Source organism: Sphingobium sp. BYY-5 (assembly GCF_022758885.1).
Lineage (GTDB): Bacteria > Pseudomonadota > Alphaproteobacteria > Sphingomonadales > Sphingomonadaceae > Sphingobium.
Genome location: NZ_JALEBH010000001.1, coordinates 2,982,817 through 2,995,044 on the forward strand (window position 1 = coordinate 2,982,817; position 12,228 = coordinate 2,995,044).

Here is a 12,228-nt window from a genome sequence, read left to right on the forward strand (position 1 = left end):
CCACGATTTAAGAGGGGAAGGTGACAATGCCAAGTCCGGATCGCCACAAATGCGGCGGATCAATCGGGATGATTCCCATCAAATCCGCAAGAAACAGGCTTCGACAGGCTCGATCCCAACGGGGAGGGGCATTTCGTTCATGTTCAGCGGCAGAAGCCGCCCTTGCCGCCCATGTCGAAATGGAAATGGTCGTGATGCGCGGCATTATAGTCGGGGCTGAGCACGGTCTTGAAGCGCTTGCAGGCGCTGGCATGGACGACGCTCAGGAACTGGCGCGTCTGCTTGTCGCCATTCCAGTCTTTCTGGATGCTGATCCGCCGCCCGTCGGACAGGACGAAGGCGGACACGTCGATCGCATTGCTGTGCGCATGTTCGGAAAGCTTGCCGCTGCCCGCGATCGGCCGGCAATTATAGGTGCCGAACGTTTCGATCTTCGCAATCTCCGCGCCCAGGATCAGGCGCGCGGCGGGTTGCGCGCCATAGCGCGCCCAGGCGGCGAAATTGGCGGCAAGATTACAGGTCATCGCGCCCAGGTTGGTGGCGGGCACGCCGATGTCGAGCAGCTTCACGCTGCCGATCGCGCTGCAACCACCGCCGAAATTCTGGTCGGGCAGGGGGGTGAAGGCGATGGCCTGGGATTGCAGCTTGGCGAAACATTGCCGCGTTTCGAGGGCGGGCTGTACCGGAGCGCGAACGGGCTTGGACGCGCGCGCCACCTTGCCACGCGGCACCAGGTCACCGCCACATGCCGTCAACGTCATCGTGCCTGCGAGTAGCACGGCCCAGGCCGCACCGCGCAGCTTGCCCATCGCCCGCTCTTCCATGAATCAAATGTTTACCACCGGAAATCCTGCTGTGGGTTAACAACGTTAACGGTTCGTCGCGTTTCGACATTCGGCTTGACTCTTTGTTCGATCCCTTTAGGGCGGCCGACGGGCCACGCGGCCCCAACGCCGCGCAGCTCTCTGTAAGGAGAAGCATGACATGACTGATCTGACTGCCGTTGACGCCACCATTGCGCCTGCTGAAAAGCTCGCCATCCGTCCGGCTCAAACCCCTGAACGCCCCTATTTCTCTTCCGGTCCCTGCGCAAAGCCTCCGGGCTGGAGCGCCGACAAGCTGAGCACGGACTCGCTCGGCCGCTCGCACCGCGCCAAGATCGGCAAGACCCGCCTCGCCTACAGCATCGACCTGATGCGCGAGCTGCTGAACCTGCCCGAAACCCACCGCATCGGCATCGTGCCTGGTTCCGACACTGGCGCCTTCGAAATGGCGATGTGGACCATGCTCGGCGCCCGTCCGGTGACGACGCTGGCTTGGGAAAGCTTCGGCGAAGGCTGGGTGACGGACGCCGCCAAGCAGTTGAAGCTCGATCCCACGGTGATCCGCGCCGATTACGGCCAGCTTCCAGACCTCGGCACGGTCGATTTCTCGAACGACGTGCTGTTCACCTGGAACGGCACCACGTCGGGCGTGCGCGTGCCCAATGCCGACTGGATTCCGGCCGACCGTGAAGGCCTGACCTTCGCCGACGCCACCAGCGCGGTCTTCGCCTATGACATCGACTGGGCCAAGATCGACGTCGCCACCTTCTCCTGGCAGAAGGTGCTGGGCGGCGAGGGCGGCCATGGCGTGCTGATCCTCGGCCCGCGCGCGGTCGAACGGCTTGAAACCCACACGCCTGCCTGGCCGCTGCCCAAGGTCTTCCGCTTGATGGCGAAGGGCAAGCTGGCCGAAGGCGTGTTCAAGGGCGAAACGATCAACACGCCGTCGATGCTGGCGGTCGAGGATGCGATCTTCGCCCTCGAATGGGGCAAGTCGCTGGGCGGCCTCCAGGGTCTGATCGCCCGTTCGGACGCCAATGCCGCTGCGCTGGACAAGATCGTCGCGGAGCGTGACTGGCTGGGGCATCTCGCCACCGATGAAGCGTCGCGGTCGAAGACCAGTGTCTGCCTGACCGTCGAGGGCGCCGACGAAGCCTTCATCAAGGCCTTTGCCGCCCTCCTCGAAAAGGAAGGCGCCGCCTATGACATTGCGGGCTATCGCGACGCCCCGGCGGGCCTGCGCATCTGGTGCGGCGCGACGGTCGAGACTGCCGACATCGAGGCGCTCGGGGGCTGGCTCGACTGGGCCTATGCCCAGACCAAGGCTGCCTGAACCCACCCTGTTTTCACCGTCATTCCGGCGAATGCCGGAATCCAGAGTTTCAGAAGGCTGAGCTTGGCCGTTCTGGATCCTGACTTTCGTCAGGATGACGGACTTAATTTCCAAAGGAATCCCAGATGCCCAAAGTCCTTATTTCCGACAAGATGGACCCCCGCGCCGCCGCGATCTTCCGTGAGCGGGGCGTCGAGGTCGACGAAATCACCGGCAAGACCCCTGAGGAACTGATCGCCATCATCGGCGATTATGACGGCCTCGCCATCCGCAGCTCGACCAAGGTGACGAAGGCGATCCTCGACGCCGCCACCAACCTCAAGGTCATCGGCCGCGCCGGCATCGGCGTCGACAATGTCGACATTCCCTATGCCAGCGCCAAGGGCGTGATCGTCATGAACACGCCGTTCGGCAACTCGATCACCACCGCCGAACATGCCATCGCGCTGATGTTCGCGCTGGCCCGTCAGCTGCCCGAAGCCAATGCTCAGACGCAGCAGGGCCTGTGGCCCAAGAACGGCTTCATGGGCGTCGAAGTCACCGGCAAGACGCTGGGCCTGATCGGTGCAGGCAATATCGGCTCTATCGTCGCTGCCCGCGCGCTGGGGCTCAAGATGAAGGTCGTTGCCTTCGATCCCTTCCTGACCCCGGAACGCGCCGTTGAAATGGGCGTGGAGAAGGCGGACCTCGACACGCTGCTGGCGAAGGCCGACTTCATCACGCTGCACACGCCGCTGACCGATCAGACCCGCAACATCCTGTCGAAGGAAAATCTCGCCAAGACCAAGAAGGGCGTGCGCATCATCAACTGCGCGCGCGGTGGCCTGATCGACGAAGCCGCGCTCAAGGAAGCGCTGGATTCGGGTCATGTCGCTGGCGCTGCGCTCGACGTGTTCGTGCAGGAACCGGCGAAAGAATCGCCGCTGTTCGGCACCCCCAACTTCATCTGCACCCCGCATCTGGGCGCGTCGACCGACGAGGCGCAGGTCAATGTGGCGCTCCAGGTCGCCGACCAGCTTTCCGATTATCTGCTTGATGGCGGCATCACCAATGCCCTCAACGTGCCGTCGCTGTCGGCCGAGGAAGCCCCGAAGCTCAAGCCCTATATGGCGCTGGCGGAAAAGCTGGGCAGCCTGGTCGGACAGTTGGAAGGCGACCAGATCACCGGTGTGGCGGTCGAGGTCGAGGGTCATGCCGCCGAACTCAACCAGAAGCCGATCACCGCCGCCGTTCTGGCGGGCCTGATGCGCGTCTATTCGGACACGGTGAACATGGTCAACGCGCCCTTCCTGGCGAAAGAACGCGGTCTCGATGTGCGTGAAGTTCGTCATGATCGGGAAGGCGATTACCAGACGCTGGTGCGCGTCACCGTCACCACCGCCAATGGCGACAAGTCGGTGGCAGGCACGTTGTTCGGCCATGCCCAGCCGCGTCTGGTCGAACTGTTCGGCATCAAGGTGGAGGCCGATCTCGGCGGCACCATGCTCTATATCGTCAACCAGGACGCACCGGGCTTCATCGGTCGCCTGGGTTCGACCCTGGGCGAGGCGCAGGTCAATATCGGCACCTTCCACCTTGGCCGTCGCGACCAGGGCGGTGAAGCCGTGCTGCTGCTGTCGGTAGATGGCACCGTGACGCACGCGCTCAGCGACGATGTGGGTCAGCTTGCGGGCGTGAAGCAGGTGAAGCTGCTGCGCTTCGCTTAACCGGCTCCCTGAATACGTTCGTTCGGTTCCAGCCTGTCGAAAGGCTCGAACCGAATGGATGTGGAGGACTGGCCAAAATCGAATAATCCGGTAAGGGCGTGTCCCATGACCATGATCCCGCCCGGCCTTCTCCCCGAAGGATTGTCCGACCGTCTGCCGCCGCAGGCCGAAGCCTCTGCGCGTTTGGCGCGTCGCGTGCTCGATACGGTCGCGACCCATGGCTATGAACGGGTCATGCCCCCGCTCGCGGAGTTTGAGGATACACTGACCCAGCGCCTCAAATCCATGCGCGCGCAGGATCTGGTGCGCGCCGTCGATCCCGTCTCGCAGCGCAGCCTGGCTTTCCGCCCGGACATGACCGCCCAGGTCGGCCGCATCGCCGCCACGCGGCTGGGCAGCGCGCCGCGCCCGCTGCGCCTGTCCTATGCCGGTCCGGTCATCCGCCAGAAGGCGAACCAGCTTCGCCCTGAGCGCGAAAAACTGCAACTGGGCGCCGAATTGATCGGCAGCGACAGCGCCGCCGCTGCGGTCGAGATCGTCAATGTCGCGATCGAGGCGCTGCAGGCCGCTGGCGTTACCGGCATAACCATCGATTTCACCCTGCCTGACCTGATCGATGCACTGGCCGCCGGTCCGCTGCCGCTTGGGCCGCAGGAGGTTGAGGCGGTGCGCGCCGAACTGGACGCCAAGGATGCGGGCGCGCTCGCTGCGATCGGCCCGGCGGCGGCCGCCTATCTGCCGCTGATCGAGGCGACCGGCCCCTTCCACGCCGCGATGGAGCGGCTGGAGGCGTTCAGCGCGCAGTTGGGCGGTGCGATCGACAGCCGCATCGCGGGCCTGCGGGCCATCGTAAAACCGATCGGCTGGGACATCACCCTGACGCTCGATCCCACCGAACGGCACGGCTTCGAATTCCAGAACTGGTTCGGCTTCTCGATCTTTGCCGAAGGCTTCATTGGCGAGATCGGCCGGGGCGGCAGCTATGCCATCGCGCGCGCCGACGGGGCGGATGAACCGGCGATGGGTTTTTCGCTCTATCCCGATCCGCTGATCGACGCCGGTTTCGGTGGCGAAAGTCCGAAGCGCCTGTTCCTGCCGCTGGGCCATGACGCCGCGCGCGCGGTCGAACTGCGCGCGCAAGGCTGGCACACCGTTGCGGCCCTGTCCGGGGACGAAGACGGCGCGGCGCAGCGCTGCTCCCACTGGCTGGATGGCGCGCACCCCCGCGCCTATTGACTTGACTTCACCGGGGCAGCGCGGCTAACGCGCGCCCCGCACAGGGCGCACGGCGTCCATCCTATCCTACCGGCATGTCGAGTCCCGTCGAAGGGCATGGCCGGTCCGCGCGGCGGGCGGAGGACTGTATCTGTGGCAAATGTGACCGTGATCGGCGCCCAATGGGGTGACGAAGGCAAGGGCAAGATCGTCGACTGGCTGTCGGAACGGGCCGATGTCGTCGCGCGCTTCCAGGGTGGCCATAATGCCGGCCATACGCTGGTCGTGGGTGAGAAGGTCTACAAGCTTTCGTTGCTTCCTTCGGGCATCGTGCGCGGTACGCTGTCGGTCATCGGCAATGGCGTGGTGCTCGACCCTTGGCATTTCCGTGACGAAGTCGCGAAGCTGAAGGGGCAGGGGGTCGAAATCACACCCGACAACCTCCAGATCGCCGAAACCTGCCCGCTGATCCTGCCCTTCCACCGTGACCTGGACGGCCTGCGCGAGGATGCGTCGGGCGCCGGCAAGATCGGCACGACCCGTCGCGGCATTGGCCCGGCCTATGAGGACAAGGTTGGCCGCCGCGCCATCCGCGTCTGCGATCTGGCGCATCTGGATGATCTCGACCTTCAGGTCGACCGTCTGACCGCCCATCATGATGCGCTGCGCGCCGGTTTCGGCGAAGCGCCGATCGATCGCGCCGCGCTGATGGCGGACCTTCGCGAGATCGCCGATTTCATCCTGCCCTTCGTGAAGCCCGTCTGGCTGACGCTCAACAAGGCGAAGGCGGACGGCAAGCGCATCCTGTTCGAGGGCGCCCAGGGCACTTTGCTCGACATCGATCATGGCACCTATCCCTTCGTCACCTCGTCCAACACGGTCGCGGGCACGGCGGCGAGCGGCACCGGCCTTGGTCCGAACGGCGCGGGTTTCGTGCTGGCGATCGTCAAGGCCTATACCACCCGCGTCGGTTCCGGTCCCTTCCCGACCGAACTGGAAGACGCCACCGGCCAGCGGCTGGGCGAGCGGGGCCATGAATTCGGCACCGTCACCGGGCGCAAGCGCCGCTGCGGCTGGTTCGACGCCGTGCTGGTGCGCCAGTCGGTCGCGGTTTCCGGCGTCACCGGCATCGCGCTCACCAAGCTCGATGTGCTGGACGGCTTCGACGAACTGAAGATCTGTGTCGGCTACAAGATTGGCGAGCAGCGCTTCGATTATCTTCCCGCCCATGCGCAGGACCAGGCCAAGGCGGAACCAATCTATGAAACGATCGGCGGCTGGCACGAAACCACCGCCGGCGCGCGGAGCTGGGCCGAACTCCCAGCGCAGGCGATCAAATATATCCGCCGTATCGAGGAACTGATCGGCTGCCCGGTCACGCTCGTCTCCACCAGCCCGGAACGCGACGACACCATTCTCGTCCGCGATCCCTTCGCGGATTAAGGGCGATGGGCGAACAACGCTTCGAACGCCACAAGCAGCCCTGGACCCAGGACGAGATCCAGAAGCTGCACACACTGGCCAAGAAAGGCATGGCGCTCAAAGCCATCGCCAAGGCGCTGACCCGCAGCGAGGAATCGGTCAAGACCCGCGCCAAGCAGGATGGGCTGCCGATCGCCAAGCTGCGCTAAGCTGTTTCCGTTCGGGCCGCTCCGGTCTGGACGCTGCCGAATAGCCATGCGAAGACCGCCCTGCACCAATTGGGAGGCTTTGCATGGCGCTCGACATCCTCGTCCTTTACGGTTCCTATCGCCGGGGGCGGCTGGGCATCCGGCTTGCCGACTATCTCATCCGGGGTTTCGAAGGGCTGGGCCACCAGGCTGAACTGATCGACGCCAAAGCGGTCGACTTGCCCATGCTCGACCTGCGCTACAGCGACTATCCGCCCGGCGACGCGCCCGCCGCCATGGCCAGGCTGGCCGAACGTCTTACCGCCGCCGATGCCTTCGTCTTCGTCGCGGGCGAATATAATCGCGGTGTGCAGCCGGGCCTCAAAAATCTGGTCGATCATTATCTCAAGGAGTTCGATCGTCGGCCGGCTGCGATCGCCAGCTATTCGATGGGGCGCTTCGCCGGGGTCAACAGCCATGCCGACTGGACGGTGACGCTGACGGCGATGGGCATGGCGGTGGTGCCCGAACGGCTGAGCGTCGGCCAGATCGGTCAGACCCTGAACGAACAGGCCCAACCGCAGGGAGAGGGTGGCGCGGCGCTGGAACGGGGTTTTGCCGGTTTTGCGAGAAACCTCATCTGGTGGGCGGAGGCGGCTAAGGCCGCGCGTTGAACCGGCCGTCGATCCAGACCCATATATAGCCTGCCGCCACGAAACCGATGGCGATCAGCAGGGCATTCAGCAGCACCTGGCCGATTCCCAGTTGAGCGATATTGATGAAGGGATAGGCATATTTGCCCTCCACCACGCCGCGTAGTAGAGCATAGGGCAGATAGGCGGTGGGGAAGAGCGCCCAGGCCCAGGGATCGCGCCATCCCAACCTTCCCTTACGTGCGAAGAGCAGCCACCAGAGCGGCGCCAGCACGGGCGTGACCTTATGCAGCAGCGTGTCCGCGAGCAGCGTGCCGCCGCTCAGGGACAGCAGGCCGCGCAGCAGCAGGCCGTAGATGATGCCGACCAGCAGGATCGCCAGCAGCACCCCGCCAAGCCATCGTGGCGTTACCTGTCGGCCCAGCGCGATCGCGGCGAAGGTCAGGACGACTGCGACATTGGTCAGCACGGTGAAGAAGCGCAGCAATATCCAAAGCGTTTCGCCCACCGACCCGTTCTGCGCGAAGGTCGCATCGAACTGAATGATGAGGCCAGCCAGCCCCGTCAGCGCGATGAGGGCGGCACCCATCCGTCCGATCATGTTCGTCATGCCCGCATGCTCCTCACCGGATGCTATCACGGTGGCGTCGATTGGGCACGCATCGCTGGCCATGGACTTCTCCCGCTGCACCTCTGTTTAACGAGCCATGCTGTTGCAGGTTGCGCGCGCGGCAATATTTCGTTGCGTTACGGCATCAAGGGAGCATTTCTGCGCATTGGCGCGTTGCCGCAATCCCTGTCCCGGAGCCTCGCATGATCGTCGATCCCGTTCCCAATATGCGCCGGCTAGCGTCCGAAGTGTGGAAACCGCTGACGGCGCTGTTCGTCTGGGACTGCGCGGTCACGATCGCTTATTATGTCCTGCCCTTCAAGGCGCCCTCCTTGCCGCTCACCATCTTTGGTTCAGCGCTGGCGCTGTTTCTGGGGTTTCGGTCGAACAGCGCCTACCAACGCTGGTGGGAAGGGCGCGTGCTCTGGGGGGCGATGATTAACGCTTCGCGCAACCTTGCGCGCGCGACCCGCAACTTCCTGCCGGACACGGAAGCGGACAGCTTGAAGCGGGAAATCGTCATGCGCCAGATCGCCTATGTGAATGCGCTGCGTTGCCAGCTTCGCCGCCAGCCGATCGGTGAAGAGGTGACGGCCTTCCTTCAGGAACGCGACAAGACACACGCGCTGGCCCGCGCCAATGCCGCCAACGGCTTGCTCGACAGTACCGGCCGGCGGATCGACATCGCCCGGCGGGAGGGGTGGCTCGACACGATCCAGCAGACGCAGATGGAGGCGGTGCTGGTCGACATCGCCAATGCGCAGGGCGGCATGGAGCGGCTCAAGAACACGCCGCTGCCGTTCCAATATCGTTTCCTGCCGATCCTCTTCACCCATATTTTCTGCGTCCTCCTGCCGATCGGGCTGGTGGAATCGCTGGGATTCGCCACACCGCTGGGATCAACGGTGGCGGGTCTCATGTTCCTGGCGGTGCTGCGGATCGGCGACGACCTGGTCGATCCATTCGACAATAGCGTGCATGACGTGCCGCTGACGGCCATGTGCCGGACGATCGAGATCGATCTGCTCCAGTCGATCGGTGATCCAGCCCCCGATCCGGTTAAACCGGTCCGGGGAGTGTTATGGTGAGCTGAGCTATATGTTCCTCAGCCCTTCCGTTCATCGTCCACCATGTCGGACGCCAGCTCCAGGCCCGCGCGACCGTGCGCGGTCGTGTGGGCCGGCGCCTTGGGATGGGGCACGTCGATCGGCTCCTCGACCTCCAGCATCCCTTCCCATTTGGTGATGACCGACGTGGCGATGGCGTTGCCCAGCACGTTGGTGGCGGTGCGGCCCATGTCCATGAAATGGTCGACCGCCAGAATGAAGGCGACACCCTCGACCGGCAGGTCGAACTGGCCCAGCGTTGCCGCGACGACGACCAGTGACGCGCGCGGTACGGCGGCGATGCCCTTGCTCGTTACCATCAGCACCAGCAGGATGGTGATCTGGGTCGCGATCGGCAGGTCGATGCCATAGGCTTGCGCGATGAAGATGGTCGCGAAGGCCGCGTACATCATCGACCCGTCCAGGTTGAAGCTGTAGCCCAGCGGCAGCACGAAGCTGTAGATGCGGCGCGGCACGCCGAAGCGGTCGAGCTGCTCCAGCATCTTGGGATAGGCCGCTTCGGACGAAGCGGTCGAGAAGGCGATCAGGATCGGTTCGCGAACATAGCGGATCAGCTTGAACATCCGCTTGCCCAGGAAGATCGAGCCAGCCCCGAACAGCAGCAGCCACAGGCAGAAGAGCGCGATATAAAATTCGCCGACCAGCGCGCCATAGGTTTTGAGGACGCCCAGCCCCTGCACCGTTACCGACGAGGCGAGCGCGCCGAACACCGCGAAGGGGGCGACGCGCATGACATAACCCGTCACCTGCAGCATCAGTTCGACCATCGCCTCGATCACGGTGACGATCGGCTTGCCCCTGTCGCCGATGGCGGTGAGGGCAACGCCCACGAACAGTGAGAAGACGACGATCTGCAGGATCGAATTTTCCGCCATGGCCCCGATCATGGAGGTCGGGAAGACGTGCAGGATGAAATCGCGGAAATTGAGCGCTTCGGTGTTAACGCCCGATTCGGCGCCCGATCGGACCAGGTTCAGCCCTTCGCCCGGCGCAAAGAAATTGACGAAGATCAGGCCCAGGGTCAGCGAGATCAGACTGGCGATGATGAACCAGGCGAGCGCGCGCCCGCCGATCCGCCCCAGCGCTGCGCTGTCGCCCATATGGGCGATGCCCGCGACCAGCGTGGAAAAGACCAACGGCGCGATAATCATCTTGATCAGGTGGAGGAAGATGTCGGCCAGAAGGTGGAAATATCCCGCCACATCCTTGGCCAACGTTTCGTCCCCGCCAATCAGCAGATTGGCCACGAAGCCCGTCAGCACCCCCAGGACCATGCCGATGAGGATGAAGGCCGTCAGTCTGTTTCGCATCAAATTCCTCTAAGGCCGTCCGTGGACGCACCCCTGCCTTATTTTTACGTCTGTCAGGCGACACCTAACAGGCGCATGGGCCACCCGCAATCGGCGCGCGTGTCCAGTCGCACGGGGAAAGACGAAGCAGCGACCGCTTTCCGCCCCCGATTTTTCGATCCATCCCGGCGTTAACGGCAAATGTCAGGGATAGAGGAGGCCTTCGCGCCAGCCATTGCCGATATGTTCGAACAGCCGCCGTTCGTGCAGCCGATGCTCGCGATCCTGCCAGAACTCGATCCGTTCGGGGATAACACGGAAGCCCGACCAGTGCGGCGGCCGCGGCACCGGAATGCCTTCGAACCGGGCGCTGACATCGCTGAATCGGTCCATGAAAATCTGCCGGTCGGATAGCGGCCGCGACTGGTCGGAGGCCCAGGCGCCAAGTTGGCTGTCGCGGCTGCGCGTCGCGAAATAAGCGTCGGCGGTGGCGTTATCGACCGGCTCGACCGGTCCTTCGATCCGGATCTGGCGACGCAGCGATTTCCAATGGAAGAGCAGCGCCGCATGGGGATTGTCCAACAGCTCGCCTGCCTTGCGCCCCTCGAAATTGGTGTAGAAGAGGAAACCGTCCGGCCCGTGCCCCTTCAACAGCACCATCCGTGCCGCCGGTCGTCCGCGCGCATCGGCGGTGGCCAGCGTCATGGCGCTGCTGTCATGCGGTTCGGTCTCGCGTGCTTGCGCGTACCATTCGTCGAACAAGGCGAAGGGATCGGTCATCCCCGCTTCTTAGGCAAGAGGCGCAGGACTGTCGATAAGCGGAAGCCCGATCGCGCCGGGAGCTTGCCGGATGCTGTGGTTGCGCCATCCTCTGCTTGAATGTCCGCGCGGCTTCGTCCACATAGTCGGCAAGTGATGCTTTTGTGCAACAGGTAGACGAATGGCCGATCCCTATTCCACCCTGGGCGTAGCCCGCAACGCCAGCGAAGCGGAGATCAAGTCCGCCTATCGCAAGCTGGCGAAAGAGCTGCATCCCGACCGGAACAAGGACAATCCGAAGGCGGCTGAGAAATTCTCGACCGCGACCAACGCCTATGACCTGCTGTCGGACAAGGACAAGCGCGCCCGTTTCGACCGGGGCGAGATTGACGGCGACGGCAATCCGACCGCGCCCTTCGGTTTTGGTGGAGGCGGGGGTGGCGGCCCTCGCGGGCGTCCGGGCGGCTTCGAGTTCAATGAAGGCGGCGCGGACTTCGGCGATATTTTCGAGGGGCTGTTCGGCGGCGCGGGGCGGCGTGCGACCGGGGGTGGCGGCTTTGGCCGGCAAGCGCCGCCGCAGAAGGGCGCAAACGTCAACTATCGGCTTGCGGTGCAGTTTATCGACGCGGCGATCCTTGCACCCCAGCGCATCACCCTGCAGGACGGCAAGACGATTGACCTGAAGCTTCCCGCCGGGGTGGAGAGCGGGACGCAGATGCGCCTGTCAGGCAAAGGGCAGGCGGGGCCGGGCGGCGCGGGTGACGCGATCGTCACCATCGACGTGAAGCCGCATCCCTTCTTCAGGCGCGACGGCGACAATGTGCTGCTTGATCTGCCCATCACCCTGGGCGAGGCAGTGAAGGGCGGCAAGGTCAAGGTGCCCACGGTCGATGGTCCGGTGATGCTGGGCGTGACGCCTGGCGCGACTTCGGGCAAGACGTTGCGCCTGCGTGGCAAGGGCTTCACCGGCAAGGACGGCCATCGCGGCGACCAGCTCGTCACCCTGCAGATCGACGTGCCGGCCGACGATCCGGCGATCCAGGCGCTGGTCGAAGGCTGGCAGGACGCACGGGCGGTGCGCGCCCATCTGGGCGTCTGATGC

General features: G+C 64.3%; 12 protein-coding genes. 8 read left to right on the forward strand and 4 right to left on the reverse strand.

Going from position 1 to position 12,228, the window contains the following annotated elements; genetic code table 11:
• Nucleotides 1-143 precede the first annotated feature (143 nt).
• Entirely contained in the window at nucleotides 144-809 is a 666-nt protein-coding gene (locus MOK15_RS14330; protein ID WP_242932229.1) for an extensin family protein, read from the reverse strand.
• 175 nt (nucleotides 810-984) lie between these two features.
• Here MOK15_RS14330 and MOK15_RS14335 point away from each other — a divergent pair, with 175 nt between their 5' ends.
• The 6 genes from MOK15_RS14335 to MOK15_RS14360 all read left to right on the forward strand — a co-directional run bounded on the left by MOK15_RS14335 (nucleotide 985) and on the right by MOK15_RS14360 (nucleotide 7,362).
• Nucleotides 985-2,157 carry a phosphoserine transaminase gene (locus MOK15_RS14335; RefSeq protein ID WP_242932230.1) on the forward strand — a complete coding sequence of 391 codons (1,173 nt, stop codon included), beginning with the start codon at nucleotides 985-987 and terminating at the stop codon, nucleotides 2,155-2,157.
• Nucleotides 2,158-2,282: 125 nt separating this feature from the next.
• Nucleotides 2,283-3,863 carry a phosphoglycerate dehydrogenase gene (gene serA / locus MOK15_RS14340; RefSeq protein WP_242932231.1) on the forward strand — a complete coding sequence of 527 codons (1,581 nt, stop codon included), beginning with the start codon at nucleotides 2,283-2,285 and terminating at the stop codon, nucleotides 3,861-3,863.
• Nucleotides 3,864-3,968: 105 nt separating this feature from the next.
• Nucleotides 3,969-5,099, forward strand: coding sequence for an ATP phosphoribosyltransferase regulatory subunit (locus MOK15_RS14345; protein ID WP_242932232.1), 1,131 nt, complete (start codon nucleotides 3,969-3,971; stop codon nucleotides 5,097-5,099).
• 132 nt (nucleotides 5,100-5,231) lie between these two features.
• Nucleotides 5,232-6,521 carry an adenylosuccinate synthase gene (locus MOK15_RS14350; RefSeq protein WP_242932233.1) on the forward strand — a complete coding sequence of 430 codons (1,290 nt, stop codon included), beginning with the start codon at nucleotides 5,232-5,234 and terminating at the stop codon, nucleotides 6,519-6,521.
• A 5-nt stretch (nucleotides 6,522-6,526) separates the two neighbouring features.
• A complete protein-coding gene (locus tag MOK15_RS14355; protein ID WP_242932234.1) occupies nucleotides 6,527-6,709 on the forward strand; it encodes a hypothetical protein in 183 nt (60 codons plus the stop codon).
• Between the two features lie 83 nt (nucleotides 6,710-6,792).
• Nucleotides 6,793-7,362: an NADPH-dependent FMN reductase gene (locus tag MOK15_RS14360; protein WP_242932235.1), complete on the forward strand. Its 570-nt coding sequence runs from the start codon at nucleotides 6,793-6,795 to the stop codon at nucleotides 7,360-7,362.
• Here the strand turns inward: MOK15_RS14360 and MOK15_RS14365 are convergent.
• The gene (locus tag MOK15_RS14365) at nucleotides 7,346-7,951 is read right to left on the reverse strand and encodes a Pr6Pr family membrane protein (protein ID WP_242932236.1); all 606 of its coding nucleotides are present in this window, start codon (nucleotides 7,949-7,951) and stop codon (nucleotides 7,346-7,348) included. The genes MOK15_RS14360 and MOK15_RS14365 overlap by 17 nt on opposite strands.
• A gap of 203 nt (nucleotides 7,952-8,154) precedes the next feature.
• Here MOK15_RS14365 and MOK15_RS14370 point away from each other — a divergent pair, with 203 nt between their 5' ends.
• Nucleotides 8,155-9,039: a bestrophin family ion channel gene (locus MOK15_RS14370; RefSeq protein ID WP_242932237.1), complete on the forward strand. Its 885-nt coding sequence runs from the start codon at nucleotides 8,155-8,157 to the stop codon at nucleotides 9,037-9,039.
• 17 nt (nucleotides 9,040-9,056) lie between these two features.
• Here the strand turns inward: MOK15_RS14370 and MOK15_RS14375 are convergent, their stop codons facing one another.
• Together MOK15_RS14375 and pdxH are read right to left on the reverse strand one after the other, a co-directional pair.
• Nucleotides 9,057-10,388, reverse strand: a complete 1,332-nt coding sequence (locus MOK15_RS14375) for a dicarboxylate/amino acid:cation symporter (protein ID WP_242932238.1) — start codon at nucleotides 10,386-10,388, stop codon at nucleotides 9,057-9,059.
• 183 nt (nucleotides 10,389-10,571) lie between these two features.
• A complete protein-coding gene (gene pdxH / locus MOK15_RS14380; RefSeq protein WP_242932239.1) occupies nucleotides 10,572-11,147 on the reverse strand; it encodes a pyridoxamine 5'-phosphate oxidase in 576 nt (191 codons plus the stop codon).
• Nucleotides 11,148-11,307: 160 nt separating this feature from the next.
• On the opposite strand from pdxH, the gene MOK15_RS14385 reads away from it, so the two are divergent.
• Nucleotides 11,308-12,225 carry a DnaJ C-terminal domain-containing protein gene (locus MOK15_RS14385; protein ID WP_242932240.1) on the forward strand — a complete coding sequence of 306 codons (918 nt, stop codon included), beginning with the start codon at nucleotides 11,308-11,310 and terminating at the stop codon, nucleotides 12,223-12,225.
• Nucleotides 12,226-12,228 lie beyond the last annotated feature (3 nt).